The 16,344-nt window shown below is 72.1% G+C and carries 17 protein-coding genes and 1 pseudogene; 7 read left to right on the top strand and 11 right to left on the bottom strand.

Annotated features, from left to right (window positions below):
* The first annotated feature begins 145 nt into the window (after positions 1-145).
* Positions 146-652 carry a hypothetical protein gene (locus NOD94_RS06385; RefSeq protein ID WP_281204729.1) on the top strand — a complete coding sequence of 169 codons (507 nt, stop codon included), beginning with the start codon at positions 146-148 and terminating at the stop codon, positions 650-652.
* Between the two features lie 74 nt (positions 653-726).
* Here NOD94_RS06385 and NOD94_RS06390 read toward each other — a convergent pair whose 3' ends face one another.
* Positions 727-1,575, bottom strand: a complete 849-nt coding sequence (locus NOD94_RS06390; RefSeq protein ID WP_281204730.1) for an aldo/keto reductase — start codon at positions 1,573-1,575, stop codon at positions 727-729.
* 465 nt (positions 1,576-2,040) lie between these two features.
* On the opposite strand from NOD94_RS06390, the gene NOD94_RS06395 reads away from it, so the two are divergent.
* Complete coding sequence (locus NOD94_RS06395) at positions 2,041-3,786, top strand: putative Ig domain-containing protein (RefSeq protein ID WP_281204731.1); 1,746 nt, start codon at positions 2,041-2,043, stop codon at positions 3,784-3,786.
* Positions 3,787-3,935: 149 nt separating this feature from the next.
* Here NOD94_RS06395 and NOD94_RS06400 read toward each other — a convergent pair whose 3' ends face one another.
* Positions 3,936-6,788 carry a helix-turn-helix transcriptional regulator gene (locus NOD94_RS06400; RefSeq protein ID WP_281204732.1) on the bottom strand — a complete coding sequence of 951 codons (2,853 nt, stop codon included), beginning with the start codon at positions 6,786-6,788 and terminating at the stop codon, positions 3,936-3,938.
* Between the two features lie 329 nt (positions 6,789-7,117).
* Entirely contained in the window at positions 7,118-8,029 is a 912-nt protein-coding gene (locus NOD94_RS06405; protein WP_281204733.1) for a CDP-diacylglycerol diphosphatase, read from the bottom strand.
* Between the two features lie 349 nt (positions 8,030-8,378).
* Here NOD94_RS06405 and NOD94_RS06410 point away from each other — a divergent pair, with 349 nt between their 5' ends.
* Together NOD94_RS06410 and NOD94_RS06415 are read left to right on the top strand one after the other, a co-directional pair.
* A complete protein-coding gene (locus NOD94_RS06410; protein WP_281204734.1) occupies positions 8,379-8,696 on the top strand; it encodes an STAS domain-containing protein in 318 nt (105 codons plus the stop codon).
* A 431-nt stretch (positions 8,697-9,127) separates the two neighbouring features.
* Entirely contained in the window at positions 9,128-9,457 is a 330-nt protein-coding gene (locus NOD94_RS06415) for an STAS domain-containing protein (protein WP_281204735.1), read from the top strand.
* Positions 9,458-9,613: 156 nt separating this feature from the next.
* On the opposite strand, the gene NOD94_RS06420 is transcribed toward NOD94_RS06415, so the two are convergent.
* Entirely contained in the window at positions 9,614-10,084 is a 471-nt protein-coding gene (locus tag NOD94_RS06420; RefSeq protein ID WP_281204736.1) for a hypothetical protein, read from the bottom strand.
* Positions 10,085-10,197: 113 nt separating this feature from the next.
* Here NOD94_RS06420 and NOD94_RS06425 point away from each other — a divergent pair, with 113 nt between their 5' ends.
* Entirely contained in the window at positions 10,198-10,329 is a 132-nt protein-coding gene (locus NOD94_RS06425) for a hypothetical protein (RefSeq protein WP_281204738.1), read from the top strand.
* A 30-nt stretch (positions 10,330-10,359) separates the two neighbouring features.
* Here NOD94_RS06425 and NOD94_RS06430 read toward each other — a convergent pair whose 3' ends face one another.
* From NOD94_RS06430 to NOD94_RS06445, 4 genes and pseudogenes are all read right to left on the bottom strand, one after another.
* On the bottom strand, positions 10,360-10,794 hold the full coding sequence (locus NOD94_RS06430) for a nucleoside deaminase (RefSeq protein ID WP_281204739.1): 435 nt from the start codon (positions 10,792-10,794) through the stop codon (positions 10,360-10,362).
* Positions 10,791-11,005 (bottom strand): annotated as a pseudogene (locus NOD94_RS06435) (LLM class F420-dependent oxidoreductase); the annotation flags it as partial. The gene NOD94_RS06430 and the pseudogene NOD94_RS06435, both read right to left, overlap by 4 nt.
* A gap of 99 nt (positions 11,006-11,104) precedes the next feature.
* Positions 11,105-11,827: an SGNH/GDSL hydrolase family protein gene (locus NOD94_RS06440; protein WP_281204740.1), complete on the bottom strand. Its 723-nt coding sequence runs from the start codon at positions 11,825-11,827 to the stop codon at positions 11,105-11,107.
* Positions 11,828-12,082: 255 nt separating this feature from the next.
* The gene (locus NOD94_RS06445) at positions 12,083-13,681 is read right to left on the bottom strand and encodes a sensor histidine kinase (RefSeq protein ID WP_281204741.1); all 1,599 of its coding nucleotides are present in this window, start codon (positions 13,679-13,681) and stop codon (positions 12,083-12,085) included.
* A 147-nt stretch (positions 13,682-13,828) separates the two neighbouring features.
* Here NOD94_RS06445 and NOD94_RS06450 point away from each other — a divergent pair, with 147 nt between their 5' ends.
* Positions 13,829-14,608, top strand: a complete 780-nt coding sequence (locus NOD94_RS06450) for a response regulator (RefSeq protein ID WP_281204742.1) — start codon at positions 13,829-13,831, stop codon at positions 14,606-14,608.
* 9 nt (positions 14,609-14,617) lie between these two features.
* Here the strand turns inward: NOD94_RS06450 and NOD94_RS06455 are convergent, their stop codons facing one another.
* The 3 genes from NOD94_RS06455 to NOD94_RS06465 all read right to left on the bottom strand — a co-directional run bounded on the left by NOD94_RS06455 (position 14,618) and on the right by NOD94_RS06465 (position 15,970).
* Positions 14,618-15,055: an ATP-binding protein gene (locus NOD94_RS06455; protein ID WP_281204743.1), complete on the bottom strand. Its 438-nt coding sequence runs from the start codon at positions 15,053-15,055 to the stop codon at positions 14,618-14,620.
* 300 nt (positions 15,056-15,355) lie between these two features.
* Positions 15,356-15,709 carry a PRC-barrel domain-containing protein gene (locus NOD94_RS06460; protein ID WP_281204744.1) on the bottom strand — a complete coding sequence of 118 codons (354 nt, stop codon included), beginning with the start codon at positions 15,707-15,709 and terminating at the stop codon, positions 15,356-15,358.
* A gap of 99 nt (positions 15,710-15,808) precedes the next feature.
* Positions 15,809-15,970, bottom strand: a complete 162-nt coding sequence (locus NOD94_RS06465; RefSeq protein ID WP_053676175.1) for a hypothetical protein — start codon at positions 15,968-15,970, stop codon at positions 15,809-15,811.
* Positions 15,971-16,174: 204 nt separating this feature from the next.
* On the opposite strand from NOD94_RS06465, the gene NOD94_RS06470 reads away from it, so the two are divergent.
* The coding region (locus NOD94_RS06470; protein WP_281204750.1) for a CsbD family protein at positions 16,175-16,344 on the top strand (170 nt) is incomplete at its 3' end.

The following is a 16,344-nucleotide window of genomic DNA, read 5'->3' on the forward strand; positions in this document are numbered from 1 at the left end:
GGTCCGACCGAAGGCGGGGACCGCGCCCCCGGCCCCGTCACACGGTGCGGACGTCGTCGACGGAGCGTCGGGCCGGCATCGGCCCCGGCCCGTGGTTCCGTGGGGGACGCCCGTGGAACCAGTCGGAAGACAGGCAGAGTTCAGCATGCACACCAGTCGCAGGTACGCCACCCTCATCGCCGGCGCGTTGGCGGCCGTCGCCGGCGTGGCAACCGTCATCGCGCAAGCCGCCCCCGCGAGCGGCGTGTCCGCCCCCTCGGCCTGCCGCCCGGCCAACCACCTCGCGAAGATCGCACCGGACCGCGCCGAATCCGGGCACCTCCACTTCCGCGTCACGCTGACCGCGCCGAAGGGATACGCGGCGTGCCGGCTGGTCGGTTCACCGACCGACGTGGCCTTCGCGCACCACGGCACTCCGCTCGGCATCACGCCCGGACGGTACGGCGACCAGAACACCATCGTGACCTTCGGGCCGGGACGCCCCGTCCACTTCGACATCCGGGTCCCCCACCAGAGCCACGGCGCCCCGGCGGACGAGGCGTCGTTCACGCTCGGCGCCCCGGGTGGCGCGATCCCGGGCACGTCCGTGGCCGAAGGACGCTTCGAGGTGACCGCGGGCACCGTCATCGGCCCCGTCCGCCCCGGCGCCTGACAGCGGCCTCCGGCCCGCCACCTTCACGCCTGCCCGTCGCCCCCCACGACGCCGGCCGGGCGCGAAGGTGGCGGTCAGTCACCCAGGACGTGGGTGCCGAGCCGGGCGACCATGGCGGGATCGCGATGGTCGAAGAACAGGGACTCTCCGGTGTCGAGGGCGGCGACGGCCGCCATCTCGTCGGGGGTGAGCTCGAAGTCGAAGACGTCGAGGTTCTCCGCCATCCGCTCCGGCCGCACCGACTTGGGGATCACCACGACACCGCGCTCGACGAGCCAGCGCAGCACGACCTGCGCCACCGACTTGCCGTGCGCGGCCGCGATCCCACCGAGCGCCGGATGGGAGAAGAGGTTGTTGCGGCCCTCCGCGAAGGGCCCCCAGGACTCGATCTGCACCCCGCGCTCGCGCATCAGCGCCTGGTCGGAGGCGCGTTGGTGGAAGGGGTGGGTTTCGACCTGGTTGACCGCCGGAGTGATCTCGTTGTGGTCGATCAGGTCCACGAGCCGGTCGCCGTGGAAGTTCGAGACACCGATGGCCCGCACGAGTCCCTCACCCCGCAGGGCCTCCAAGGCACGCCAGGAGCCGTAGACGTCCCCGTATGGCTGGTGGATCAGGTACAGGTCGAGGTGGTCCAGGCCGAGTTTGCGCAGTGAGGTGTCGAAGGCGCGCGCCGCCTTCTCCTCACCGGCGTCGGACACCCACAGCTTGGTGGTGACGAACAGGTCCTGACGGGGAATGCCGCTGGACCTGATCGCCCGGCCGACGGCCTCCTCGTTGCCATAGGCGGCCGCGGTGTCCAACGACCGGTAACCGGCGGCCAGTGCGTCGCTCACGGCCCGCTCGGTCTCCTCGGGCGGGATCTGGTACACGCCGAAGCCGAGGACGGGCATCTCGACGCCGTTGTTCAGTGTGACGTTCTGCATGTGGTGGGGTCCTTGTCCTTGTCGACATCGGGGGACGGGCCAGGGGAGCGGATCCCGGCGCGATCCGGCGAGGGCCCCCGCCGGCCGCGCAGGACCGTCCTCGTCCACGCCTACCCGCTGTCGGACGCCGCCTCCCGCCCCGTACTCCACGTGGGTCCGCCGCGCGCCGCTCCGGGCCGGCGCCCCGGAGCGGCGCCCCCTCCCTCGACGGGTCCGGAGCGATGCAAGGGATCTCCCCGCTGTTCACCGCCCCGACCGACCCCCGAGGCTGTGCCCATCCCGAGCGGGGCCATCGGTCGACCCACCGCCGACCGGCCCCCGGGACACCGCACCCGCGACCCACGAGGTCGGGCGTGCGGTGTCGCGGAGCGGCCGGTCCATCGCCCACCCGAGCGAAGCGGCCCTCCGGCGGATCCACACCGGTGCCCTCCACACCGACCCCCTTCGTGAAAGGGAAAGACCCCCATGCGTCGACTACGAAATCACCACGTCCTTACGGGAGTTGTCGCGGCCACCGCCCTGATGGGGCTCGCCGCGCTCCCCGCCCACGCCGGATCCTCCCCGGGCCCGACGTCACCGGATCCGGCGGCGTCCGTACCGGCCGGTGTGCGGGCGGCGATGGCCCGCGACCTCGGCCTCTCCCCGGAAGGCGTCCGCGGCCGAATAGCGGACGAGCAGGCGGCGGACCGGACCGCGACGGCGGTCCGCGCCACGGTGGGCGACCGCGTCGCCGGAATCTGGTTCGATGCCGCCGACGGCCGTCTGCACGCCGCGGTCACCACTGCCGCCGACGCCGACGCGGTCCGCCGCGCCGGAGCCGTCGCCGAGCGGGTCGACCACTCCGCCGACCGGCTCGAAGCGGTCACCCGGCAGATCGGCGAGTGGGCCGGGAACGCGCCGGGCCTCATGGCCTGGGGCCCCGACGCCCGCGCCAACCGCGTCGGCGTCGTCCTCGATCCGACCCGGGCCACCAGCGCGCTCCGCACCCGCCTCGCCGCGTTCGAAGACCTCGTGGACGTCACCGAATCCACGGACACCCCCCGCCAGCAGGGCGGCAACATCGTCGGCGGCGAGAAGTGGGTACCCGGCGGCGAGAGCCCCTGCTCGATCGGCTTCCCCGTCACCCGCACCAGCGGCGGCACGAAGGCCTTCCTGACCGCCGGCCACTGCACCAACGACGTCAACCAGGCCGCCTACGGCAAGGACGGCACCCGCGTCGGAACCTCCAACAAGAACGGCACCGGCAGCGTCAACGCGGCCGAGGGCGACTTCGGCATCGTCGACGTCGACCAGGCAGGCTGGGAGCCGACCCCGACCGTGTCCGGATGGGGCAAGGGCGACGTCACCCTCACGGGTACGGCCGAAGCCGTGGTCGGGACCGCCGTCTGCCGTTCCGGCCAAACCACCGGATTCCAGTGCGGCGAGGTCACCAAGACCAACCAGAGCGTCGACTACGGCAACGTCGTCATCAACGGCCTCTCCTACTCCAACGCCTGTTCCGCCGGCGGGGACTCCGGCGGCAGCTACGTGACCGCCTCCGGAGGCAAGGCCGTCGGCCTGCACTCCGGAGGCGGCAGCGCCACCTGCAGCGGCGGGAGCGGCGAGAAGTTCACCATCTTCCAGCCCGTCAACGAAGCCCTCGCCAAGTTCGGCGCCGGACTGACCACATCGACCCCGCAGCCCGGCGAGGTCACCGTGGCCGCCGTCTCCGCCAAGTCCCACCCCACGGGCAGCCCCGTCGAGCTGAAGAACAGTGCCGAAGGCGGCACCGCCCCCTACACCTGGTCGGCGACCGGCCTCCCGGCCGGCCTGTCGATCGCCTCGACGACCGGCACGGTCTCCGGGACCCCGACCGCCGCCGGCACCCACTCCGTCACCGTGACGGCCACCGACAGCGCCGGCAAGAAGGGCAGCGCCTCCTTCACCTGGACCATCACCACCACCGGTTCGGGCAACCCGACCCTCACCGGCCCCGGCAACCAGAACCTTTACGTCGGACGCCCCGTCAACCTGCCCCTGACCGTCACCGGCGGCAGCGCTCCCTACACGTTCACCGCGACCAACCTGCCCACCGGCCTCACCATCAACGCGGCCACCGGCGTCATCTCCGGGACCCCCACCGGCTGGGGCTTCCGCAACGTCACCCTGACGGTCACCGACGCGGCCGGCGGGAAGTCGACGGTCACGGCCACCTTCACCGTCTGGTCCTGACCGGCCCGAGCGGCCCGCGGTCCCGGCGCGGGGGGACGGGACCGCAGGCCCGGCCGTCGCCCGCTTCCGGATCCCGGCGGCGGGCAACGGCGCGGGGTTGCTGCGGGACACCCGCGGACCGTGGCACGGGGGCACCGGCCCGGTTCCCGTCAGGTGTCCCGGGAACCCGCCCGAGCGGCCAACTCGGTGCGGTTGCGGACACCCACCTTGCGGTAGATGCGGCTGAGCATCGCCTCGACCGTCTTGCGGGAGACGAAGAGCCGGTCGGCGGCCTCGGGATTGGTGCTGCCGCTGGTGACCAGGTCGACGAGGTGACGTTCGCGTTCCGTCAGTACGGCCGCCGGCGTTCCGTCGCCACGCGACAGAGGCCGGCGAACCGCGCCCGATGCCCCGGGAGCCGGGTCCGCCGCCGCGCCCGACAGGCGGTCGAGGTGACCGCCGACGAGCGCGGTCCACGGACGGGCCTCGGCCGCCGAGAACAGGGCGGCGGCCGCCTCCCACGCCGCCTTGGCGGCGCCCACCCGCCGCCGGCGCCGCTCGATCCGCCCCAGGGTCAGCAAGGTACGGCCCTGCTCGACGGGGCGGCCCATCGCGGCGAAGGCCGCGGCGGCCTCGTCGAGGAGCTCCACGGCCCGGCCCGGGTCCCCTTCCCGCGCGAGGCACACGGCACGGGCCCGGGTGACGGTGGCCCGCACCATCGCGTGCGACGCGTCGCAGGTCACCACCTCGTCGAGGGCCGCCAACAGCGCGTACGCCCGGTCCAGCAGCCCCGCCGCCGCGAAGGCCTCGACGGCGTCCGGCTGCCACCGCAGGACCGCCGGATCCCCGCCCCTCGAAGGGCCCTCGATGTCGCCGATCTCCTCGAAGACCGCCACGGCCGGATCGATCCGGCCGCTGTGCAGATATACCGCTCCCGCGACCCACAGGCTGCGGGTCGTGTGCAGTACGTCCCCCTCGGCACGGGAGACGTCCAGGGCCCGCCGCGCGTAGTCCAGGGCCCGGCCGAACGAACCGCCGCAACTCTGGACGAGCGCGGAGGTGTACCAGGCGGGACCCGGCGAAAGATCCGCCTCCCCGGTGTGGGAGCGGGCGCGGTCCGCCCAGACGAGCGCGCCGGCACACGCACCGAGCCCGGCCTCGACCTCCGCGAGGCTGCGGCACAGGTCCGTCAGGCCCTCGGCACCTCCGGCTGCCCGCGCGAGGGGCAGGAGCTCCAGGAGTACGGCCCGGGCCCGCGACAGGTCACCGTCGAAGACGGCGTGCCGGGCGACCAGGTACTCGGGGCTGTTTGACACACCGAGCGCGGCGGGCGGTACGCCCAGGGCCAGGGCGGATTCCAGGGTGGTACGGGCTTCGCCCGGCCGGCCGAGCAGGCGAGCCGTCCGGGCCGCCATCGTCAGCGCCGCCGCCCGCAGACCGTCGTCCCCGGCCGCCCGCGCCAGCGCGGCGGAACGGGTGGCGTGCAGGAAGGAACGGTCGAAGTCCGCGGAGGCGACGTTGGCCGTCACCGAAGCCCTCAACTCGATGGCGGCCAGCAGCCGCGGATCGTCGCGCGCCGCGCCGCGGGCCGCGGCGAGGAAGGACTCGGCCGCGGCGAGGTCCTGGCCGCAGCCGTCGACGACCGCCAGCAGCGCCCGTACCTGATGGGCGGGACGGCCGTGGTCGTCGACGATCCGCCGGGCCGCCCGGTGGGCGGCACCCACGTCACCGGCGGCCGCCGCCTCCTGGGCCGCGTCGGCGAGCCGCTGCGACCTCAGGTCCGCCAACCGGGGCGGGGTCAGGCGCGCCGCCAGCAGCATGAGTTCGGCCGACAGCCCGCGGTCACCGTCCTCCCGCGCGGTCGCGGCCGCCCGCGCCGTGTCCTGCGCCGCGTGCCGGTCCGCGCCCACCACCGCCATGGCCCGGTGCCGGGCGGCGCGTATCGGGTCGGTGACGGCCATGGCCAGAGCCGCGTGGTCGCCCCGCCGCTCGGCGGCGGACCCGGTCCTGGCCGCGGCGTCGGCCAGCGCCCGCGCCGCGAACCGGACGGCACCGGACCGAGCGTCGTCCGATCCCTCAGGGGCGACCAGCACGCCCGCCCGCACGGCGTGCGCGAGGTGCTCGTGGGCCTCCGGGCATCCCGCCCGGAGCAGCAGGTCGGTGTCGGGCCGGTGGGCCAGCGAAGCCACCCGCAAAGTCTTCCGCATGCCTGCCGGCACGGTCCCCAGCCACGTGTCGGCCAGGCCCTCGACCCGCCCGAGCCCGTCCAGCGGAACCCGGCCGAACGGCCGGTCCGTCGCCGGCCGCCGTACGAGTCCCTCACAACAGGCCGCCAACAGCGCACGGTTGCCGCCGCAGTGGTGCAGCACGGCACCGCTCCAACGCGCCGACAGACCGAGTGCCTCCAACCGATCGGAAACCTCCTCCTGCCCGGCGGGTGACACGCGCACGACCGGCGGGTGACCGCCCATCAGCTCGGCCGACCGTTCGGGCCACCGGACCGTCCGCTCCGCCGTCACCGCGCCCAGGACCCCGCGCTCCTCCGACCTGAGCGCGTACCCGAGCACATCGGCGCTGACCGGGTCGAGCCACTGGACGTCATCGACCGCCAACAGGACGGGAGACATCTCCCTCAGCATCCGCGCGACCCGCGCACGCAGCCGCAACCGATCGGCGGGAGCCGCCACGGCGGCGCCGTCCGCCACGAGGCCTTCGTCGAGCTGCATGAGCCCCGAGCAGGGCAGGAGCTCGTCACCGGGCCGGCCGCGCAGGCGCACCACCCGCCCCGTCCAGCGCCCGGCCACGGCGCCGACCAGGGTGGACTTCCCCGAGCCCCAGCCACCGTGGACCGCGACCCGGCCGTGCAGCCCGACCAGCCGGACCGCCGTGTCGACGAGGGCGTCCCAGCCACCGCCGCCGGCTCCGTTGCCGCCGCCGGATCCGGGACCGTGGCCGCCGTCCGGCCCGTCACCGTCACAACCGGGGATCTGCGGGGCCCGGCCCCCGAATGCCGTTGCGCTCACCAGGTGCACGCTAAGTCCCGTGTCCCGCGCGACCAAGCCCCCCGCCGCTCTCCCCCCAGGTACGAGGGATCTCCCCGATCCCCACGAGACCGGGCCCCGACCCGCCGAGGGCGGGCGTGCGCCCGGATACGACCCCCGCGTGGCGCGCCCGTCGGGGCGCGACGTTCGGCGGGCGAGGGGTGACGGGACGACACCTTGCTGGTGTGTCCCTCGTTCCGTCTCACCGGCACGTCCCTGCCGCTCCGAACGGCGCCGGATCACGCGCCGCGGTGACGCGAGAGCGCCGGTCGGGTACGACAGGCCCTGGGGCGGGAGTTTGACGACAGGCTCTAGCCGTACACCAGCAGGTGGTCGCAGGTGTCCGTCCCGTCGTGGAGCGAGGGGTCGCTGTTGAGGACGTAGAAGGATCGCGCGAATCCGACCGGTGTCATCTTCGGCACGACGATCAGGGTCTGGTCCGCCATGTTCAGCCCGAACCGTCTCACCACGTTGTCGTTCAGCAGCGCGAAGAGGTTCTGCGTGAGAGCGCCGAGCCGGAGGATCCGGTAGGTGCGGTCGCCCGATCCCTGCGTTCCCGTGACGGCCGCCTGGTACTGGGGGTCCCCCCAGTTCGACGGCTGGGTGGCGACACGACCCGAGTTCTCGAGCGCCTGCAGCCGTCGCTGCGTGCTGTCCTGGACACCGGCCATGTGGATGTGCAACTGGTTCAGACGCCGGGCGCTCCGCGAGTTGATCCCCAGCCCGATGTTGGCGTATTGCACGGGGACGTCGCCACCGCTACGGGCGTTCTCCCACGCCTCGTGCCAGTAGTTCGCGACGTTGGACGTCACGAGGAACGGGCACTCGATGCCCGTGATGCGGCAGCTCGGCAGGGTGAGGTAGTTGTGCTGGGTTTCGGGCATGCCGTGCAGCACCACGTGGTTGGGGGTCGTCTTGAGGCAGTTCGGCCTCTGCCCGCTCGGCGGGACGATTCCCTGCGTGCAGTACAGGACGTCCCGCCACAGCGGGTCGGTGTCGGTGGGGCTCCCGCAGAGACCTTGCAGACCGGACGGAGGGCAAGGGCTCTGGCCGCCTCCGGGAGGGTTCGGTCCCGTGGGGCAAGGATCGGGGGTGGGGGCCGGACCCGTTGCGGCAGAAGCACTGCCGGCGCCGCCGGCCAGCAGCGCTCCCGCGCCCAGGGCGCCGGACAGCGCCACGAACTGACGCCGGGGCAGACCGTTCGTCCCGCCGATGGCATTCATGTGTGAGCTCCCATGGTCGACGATCGCCACTTCGACGTGCTGGGCCGAGCGTGACGACGACGGTCCCGCCCGTTCGAACCCGCGCTGATCCGCTCACAAATTAGGCGGTGGTCCGCTCTTTTCCCGGCAAGGAAATGGGGCAGCGTCGGGTATTACTCCAGAAGGCCGTCATGCCCCGTCGGCGGACGGCGTTCCCGGGCAAGGCCCAGGTCGGCTCCGGTGGGTCGGCCGGCCCAGCGCCGCCGGTGCGGGGTGTGGCCGGGCGTCGTCGGTCGCGGCCGGGCAGGGAGTACGGTCGCGACGACGGGTGGTCTCGCCCGTCGCGGGACATCGCCGGGAGGTAGTGGGTATGGAATCGCCGCAGGTCACTGTCCGACACGAGGCGGACGGCGTGTGCGTGGTCGTGTGCTCGGGGGAGTTCGACCTGGACACGGCCGGCACGCTGACGGGCGCCTGCGAGCGCGAGGCGGACGCGAAGCTCCTGGTGCTCGACGTCGCGCGGGTCACCTTCGCGGACTCGTCCTTCCTGAACGTGCTGATCCGCCTGCGGAACACCCGCGCGGTCGCACTGGCGGGGCCACTGCCGACGCAGCTGCGACGGCTCCTGGAGATGACAGGAGCCGTGCACCTCTTCGAGTTCCGCGAGGCCCCCGGCGGAGACGGCTGACCCCGGCGGGAGTCGATGGCGAGGGGCCACGCCCTCCACGTGTCCCCGCTTCACCCAGGGGCGACTATTCGGCTGACGAACGCCGAAAATCTACCTTGGCCGAAGTAGACATTGGGTCCCGGTGTGGTTATGGTTTCTCCCGTAGCTCGGAGAGATCGCACCCCGGGTCGGGTCGAACCATCAGCGGTTCAGTTGGTTCGCAGGGCGGTGCGGTGAGGTGGTAGTTCCTTCGGGGCCCGGGAGCCTGATGGCGTCCGGGCCCCTCCGTGCGTGCGACAGGGAGGCGCCTGCCGGTGAAGCCCGCCCCATACCCCGCTGTGCTCGGCGGGCGGGACGGGCCGACGCCGAAGCGGCGTGGGGCGGAGTGTTCTTGTGTTGGAGGGCAGGGCCGTCCGGTTCGGGCCCTGTCCATGATCGATGGGGAGTGCCGGGTGGAGACGCAGGTGCGGGTGTTGCCCGACGTGGACGGTGTCCGTGTGATCGTGTGCGCGGGGGAGTTCGACTCCGACACCGTGGGGCCCCTCAGGTCGGCCACCGAGCAGGCCGTCGTGGACCCGGACCTCCGCCGGATCGTGGTGGACGTGGCGGGGCTGACGTTCGCGGACTCCTCGGTGCTCAACCAACTGATGCGCCTGCTGCGCACAGGCCGTCTGGTGGTGGCCGGCCCTCTTCCCCCGCAACTCGTGCGGCTGTTCGACATCACCGGGGTGGGGCCGGTGATCACGGTGGTGAACGGTGTGGAGGCGGCGCGGTCCCTGTAGCGGTGCGGTCGTTGCCCGGCGCCCATGCCCGGCGCCGATGCCCGTCGGCCCAGGGTGCGAGGGCGCTGCTCCAGGCCGGCTGCGGATCCATGCCGCCGGTCACCCTCCTCGATCTCGTCGGCGGCGGGGCGGCTCTCCGAGGCTTTGGTTCGCGACTCACGTGGACGTCCGCGAGCCGAGGGGCGTACGTCCCGGCCCATGGGGGCCGACACCGGGCGCGGTGCGCCACAGCGGGGCCAGGGCCACGAGGAAGAACAGTGCCCCGAGCGGGAGGAGATCCAGGTCGGCGACCATCGTCCCCGTGCCGAGGAACACCAGCGCGGGGTGCCAGGCACTGATCAGGCGCTGCGCGGCGAGCTGGATCGTCAGCCAGAGCAGGCCGACGTAGAAGAGCGGCGGGCCCACCGTGTACACCACGGGCATCACCCCCGGATACCGCTGGATTTCCTCGAATAGCACCTTCATGGCCGCGTGGTCTTGGGCGTGGAGCCCGACGACGAGGTCGATGACGCCCTGTGCGGTGACGGCCGCGACGCCCAGCAGCCCCAGCGAGGCCGCCGCTCGGGCGCTGAGGCGCGCCGCCCCCTTCGCCGGCTCCGCCAGGTTCAGCAGGCCCGGGAAGATCACGCAGGGGGAGAGCCGGAACGAGCCGTGCGCGACTCGCAGGACCGCCTCGGTCGACGAGACGGACGTCGCCGACGCGGTCGCGACCGTCCTCGCCGGATGAGGGCATCGAGTTCATGCTGCGCGTGTGGGCGACCGTGCCCGGGACGGTGGCGGAGGTGACCACGGCGGTCGAGGAAGTGGTCGGCCGTCCGCCGCGGACCTTCGCCCAATGGGCTGCCGCACACGCGGACCCCTTCCGCCCCTGACGCGGCGAGGACCTCGGCCCCCTGACGCGGCTACGACCGGTAGTAGCCGTCGATGGGGACGCGTGCCTCGCCGAACAGGGCAGGGCCGTCCTGCTGCACCGTCGGCCAGGCGCCCGACTGCGGGTTGAGTTCGATCAACTGCTCTGTGGAGAGCGCGTAGACCACACGGCCGAGTCCGGAGCGCACGATGCCGCCCGCGCACATGCCGCAAGGCTCGCAGCTGGTGTACATGGTGGTGCGTACGGCAGCCTGAGGGCCGAGTTCGCGCGCCGCCCAGACGGCGAGCTTCAGCTCCGGATGGGCGCTGATGTCGTTGTCGCGCCGTACGGTGTTGTGGGCCTCGGCGAGAACCGTGCCGTCAGGGCCCGCCAGCAGGGAGCCGTACGGGGCGTCGCCGAGGGTGACGGCGCGGGCCGCGATGCCGATCGCGCGCCGCAGGAGCTCCTCGTCGGCAGTGGTGATCACGGTGGTGTCCTCCAGCGTGTGGCCACGGCGGTGAGCGCCCGCCGGGCCGCGTCCGGCCGGCGGGTTCCCTCCGGATCTCCGTGAGGGGGATCGAACAGCACGGTATCGGCGCCGAGCTCGTCAGCTGGTCGAGATCGCCGTGCCGCGCGTCACCGAACCGGATGGCGCGCCTGATCCCGGCCTCGCTGTTGCCGCCCACCCGCAGGGGAACCGGGGGCGCCACCGGTCAACCGGTCGGGCCGGCCGTCGCCGTCGAAGTCGGCCCGGGGACGCCTGCGGTGCCGCCCGATTCGGTTCCGGCCCGCGGTGCTCAGGTGCGGGGGGTCCAGCCGTCGGTGACGGCCTGCTCCAGGCCCTCGTGGTAGGCGGCCGCCATCTTCCGGTAGCCGGCCTCGTTGGGGTGCAGCCCGTCGGGGAGCTCTGTGGGCCCGTCCAGGCGCGGGGGCTCGACGTACCGTACGTGCGCTCCACCCGCGGCCCGGGCCGAGACGGCGGTCCGCAGGTCCGCGTTGAAAGTGTTGACGCGGTCGTACTGGCCACCGGTGTCCGGGAGCAGCCCCTGCACGATGACCGCCGTGCCGGGCTTGTTGGACTGGAGGCGATCGATGAGCGAGGTCAGCTCCGCCGCCGCGACGTGCGGATCGGCCTTGTTGGAGTTGAGGTCGTTGATGCCGAGGTGGAGCAGTACGACGTCGGGGTCCGCGGCCGCTTGCCAGCCGTCGATGCCGTCCATGATGTTCCTGATGGTGTAGCCGCTGTGACCCTCGTTGTCGGGATCACCGCCACCGCCGAACGACCCGGACCCGACGAAGTCGGGTGTGTACCGCTTCTGCGCGGAGACCAGGTTCCACAGAGGCGCGCGGTAGCCGGCATCGCCCTTGCTGCCGAGGCCGGCGGTGATGGAGTCGCCGAGCGGCATGATCCGGGTCAACGCGGGCGCGGGCTGAGGAGCCGTGCCGGTCGGAGTGCAGGCCAGGCAGAGCACGGCGGCGCCGAGGGACAGGACGGCCGCCGCGGATACGGTGCGTTTCATTGTGCTGGGGTCGCTTTCGCAAGGGACGGTCGCTGGGGCTCCGACCTGGGGGAGAGCCCCACCGGGAGGACAGGACACCGGCGCAACGGACGACCACCCCAGGACCGTTCCCGTGGGGAAGGACCGAGGCGGTCGGTCACGTGGAGCCGTGCCGCCGGTTGCCGGTCTGCCCGGAATCCCGTCCTGGGCGGGTACCGCTTGCGACCTTGCCGAGGTCGATCCGGCCGTTGCCCTTTCGCCGCCGTTCCGTGCGCGTCACGACGACTGCCCGGGGGTGGCGTCGCTGCGCGTCAACACCTCGGGGACGGTGGGCGGTTCCGGTGCCAGTGTGAAGTTGATGCGGGTGCCGTCCCGGTGGTCGGGGTCGACGGCGATGGTGCCGCCGTGGAACTCGACGATCTTCTTGCACATCGCCAGGCCGATGCCGCTGCCCGAGTAGGCATCCTTGGTGTGCAGCCGCTGGAAGATGACGAACACCTTCTCGGCGTACTCGGGGGCGATGCCGATGCCGTTGTCGGTCACCGAGAACCGCCACAGAGCACCGTCGCGTACGGCGGACACGTGGATCTCCGGGGGAGTCCCCGGCCGGCGGAACTTGATGGCGTTGCCGATCAGGTTCTGCCAGAGCATCCCCATCTGCGTGGGGTCCGCGACCAGCGTGGGCAGCGGGTCGTGGGTGACGACGGCGTCGGCCTCCTCGATGCCGACGCTGAGGGAGGACAGGGTCCGGGTGAGGACCGCGTCGAGGTCGAGGCTCTGGTGGGTGTGGTGGACGCGGCCGACCCTGGAGAAACCGAGCAGGTCGTTGATCAGCGTCTGCATGCGGTTCGCGCCGTCGACCGCGTAGTCGATGTACTGGTCCGCCTTCGCGTCCAACTGCCCGCCGTAGCGGCGCTGCAGGAGCTGCGTGAAGCTGGAGATCTTCCGCAACGGCTCCTGCAGATCGTGGGAGGCCACGTACGCGAACTGCTCCAGCTCGGCGTTGGACCGCTTCAGATCGGCGGCCTGCGCGTCGAGTGCGAGACGGGCCTCCTCGGCGAAGGCGAGCTCCTGTACGAGACGCCGGCGCATGGAGTCGATCTCGGCACCGAGACGGCGCAGATCGGCCGGCCCGGTGGGGGTGATGGGGTGCGCGAAGTCACCCCCGGTGACCCTTCGGGCGTCGGTACCCAGCTGCTCCAAGGGCGTGGTGATGCCGCGTCGCAGCCCTTCGAACACCAGGGCGGCGACGGCCAGCGTCACCAGCGCGATGGCGGCGAAGATCCCGTTGCGCCGGACCATGACGGCAGCGAGGTCATCGCGTGCCCTCTCACGGTCGGCCCGGAGCTGCGCCTGTTGGCCGGACATCGCCGTCCGCAGGGCGTCGAAGGAGGCTTTGCCCTCCTCGGCACGCTCCGCGCCGAGGGGCGATGGAGCTCCGGGCGGTGCGGCGGCGACCGGCCTCGCGATCCGTTCCTGCCACTTGTCCACGGCCTCTTCGACGGTCCGGAGATCCCGCAGCCCCGCCGGGTTGCCGGCCAGGAGCTGGGCGAGTTGGTCGGCGGAGGTCCGCTCGTCGCTCAGCCCCTGCTGGTAGGGGGCCAGGAAGTCCGGGCTGCCGGTGACGCCGTAGCCGCGGATGCCGGTCTCCTGGTTCAGGAGCGCCGTCTCCAGTCGGATCGCCATGGTCAGGGCCGGTGACTTCACGTCCACCAGTTCCTCACTGATGGAGGCTGTCCGGCCGAGGACCCACGCCCCGGTCGCTCCGAGCAGAGCGAGGACGGTCAGGGCCGTGGCCACCCCCACACGCAGCCAGCGCCGTGCGGTCCACGTGGACAGACCCCGGGCACCCGGCAGCCCCTCAACTCCGGTCATCTCCTGCGCCCCTCCAACGTCATGACCGTCCGGGATGCGGTTCGGCCTGCTTCTGCCTGCTTCGGCCTGCACCAGCCTGCACACTGTAGAGGCCTCTGTGACAACACATGTTGTCGAGGGTGGGGGCGGCGGCCTACAGTGCCGGGTATGCCGGGCAGAGACTTCTCCTCGCCGACCGCGCCCCGGAACACGGAAACCGTGACACGGGCGGCAGTCGCCGACCTCGCGCACCGTCTTGCCCACGGGGTGACGGGCGACGCCACGTCACCCCGAGGGGACGATCCCGCCCCGGCCCTTGCCCTTCCACACGTACGCGATCAGGTACGGCAGACCGCCGAACGGCTCCGGCGTGACGCCGCCGCCGCCCGCGCGGGCGCCGGCTACCCACAGCTCGGAGCCGCCTGCGGCATCAGCCGTCAGGGCGCCCGCCGACGATGGCCCGGCCTCTGGGACCACGTGCCCGACGGCAATCCTCACCACCTCACGGAGCTTTCGATGATGACCGCGCCCGCCCGCCCTTACGACGTCCTGCTCGTCGAGGACGACATGGCCGATGCCATGCTCATCGAGGAGGCCCTCTCCGAGCGCGGGACCCGCAACCTCGTCCAGGTCACCGACGGCGTCGCCGCCCTGGAATACCTGCGCGATCCGGACAGCACACGGCCCGACCTGATCGTTCTCGACCTCAACATGCCCCGTATGAACGGCCGTGACCTCCTGCAGATCCTCAAGAACGACGAGAACTTTCAGACCATCCCCGTCGTCGTCCTCACCACCTCCGCCGCCCCCGAGGACGTGGCCGGCGCCTACAGCAGCCACGCCAACGCCTACGTGACCAAGCCCGTCAACCTTGAGGACTTCGAGCGGGCCGTCCAGAGCATCGACGCCTTCTACCTCGACACGGTCACCCGCCTGCCCCGCCCCTGAAACCCGCCCTCAGCGAAGTTTCAGGTGCGCGGTGATCTGCTTGCCGTTGGGGTGCGGGGTGACGGTCAGGTCATCGACGAGACTCTGGACCAGCGGCCAGCCGTAGCCCCCGATCCGGATTCCGGCAGGCGGACTGGTCTGGGCGACGGGGGCTTCGGAGCTGTGGTCGGCCACGGAAACCCGCAGCGCGCCGTCGTGGACGTCGGCGTGAAAGCCGGCGAGGCCGCCGCCGTGCCGGATGGCATTGGTGACGAGTTCGGTGGTCACCATCAGAGCGTCCGCCACGGCGTCCGCGTCATGGGGAAGTTGGGATTGCCTCAGCAGCGCCGCGACCTGGTCGCGGGCATCGGCGGCCGTTGCTGGAAGTGAGGCACCCGGCTTCGCAGGGGTGGTTCCCGTGAGGGGCGGTTGCCCACCCGGCTCATCGCTCCCTCGTGACCGTTCCATGTCTCCGCGTCTGCCCGGTGCCGAATCGACCCCGCGATCCTCGCACACCCCCCTCCGCGCGGCCACGGGGAGGGCGTGATGCCGAATCGCGGGGGTGCCGGACGGGACGCTCACGCCCGGTCAGATGCCGGGCCCTCCCCGTCAAGGCGGCCCGCAGGTCGAGGACCTGGTCCCCCGGGCGATGCCCGCCTGCCCGCGACTGCGGGCCGACTCCGGGTGCGGCACGGGCCGGGGCGGGCAGCCGTGTGGTTGCCCGCCCCGGCCCGTGCCCGCAGTGTCCCCGCGGGGTGCCCGTCGCAATCAGAAGGTGTGCGGCCTGCCGTAGTAGCCGCCGACCAGGCGGTGGTAGTCCTCGTCGCCGAGGTGGGTGTCCCTGTCGAACTCCGGAGCGACCTTGATCTGCTCCTTGGTCCGGTCGACATAGATCTTCTGTTCCTCGGGGTCGACGCGGCTGACCGTGCCGGCGGGGATGAGGACTTCCTTGCCGAAGATCCATGGGCCGGTGTCGACCACGATGTAGGCGGAGCCGATGTCCTCGGAGTGTTTGTCGACCTTGCCGATGGAGCCGTCCGTGGCCTCGACCTTGTAACCCGTCAGGTCGGCACCGGCCAGGTGGCCGGAGGTCTCGCGGTAACCCCACACGTTCTCAGTCATGCGCAATACCCCTTCATCGGTTTCAGTGTCCGCCTGAAGAACTCTCAGGCCTTGAACGACCCTCGCCACCTCACGGGGTCGGGGTCTTGATCGGCACGCCTACCAGCGGTACCAGCGGCCGCTGCCGCCCTTGGGACGGGCGACGAACCCGACCAGCCAGAGCACCAGTACGGCGATGGCGACCCACCAGAGGATCTTCACCGCGAAACCGGCGCCGAAGAGAATCAGAGCGAGCAGAAGAACAAGAAGCAGGGGAACCATGTTTACCTCCGAGACGCCTTCTGTCCGGAACTCGCCTGACCATGCGCGCGGAATGTACTTGTCTTTTGGTAGCGCGGGTGTAGTCGAAGCCGCACCCAATCAGCACCCCTCATTCAACGGATTCGAGAACCGACCGTTTCAAGTCCCTCGGGCGGGACAGGCGAGTGCGGGCAAGGCGAGTTCCTATGACGAGGAGTGATGGTCGTGTCGGCTGACGAGAAGACCCAGGCGAAGACCGAGCAGGCCAAGGGCAAGCTCAAGGAGGCCGCCGGCCGCGCGGTCGGCAACGAACGCCTCACCGCAGAAGGCCGTGGCGAGCAGGCCAAGGGCGATGTCCGCCAGGCCAAGGAGAACGTGAAGGATGCCTTCAAGCG

Source organism: Streptomyces sp. Isolate_45 (genome assembly GCF_024721315.2).
GTDB lineage: Bacteria > Actinomycetota > Actinomycetes > Streptomycetales > Streptomycetaceae > Streptomyces.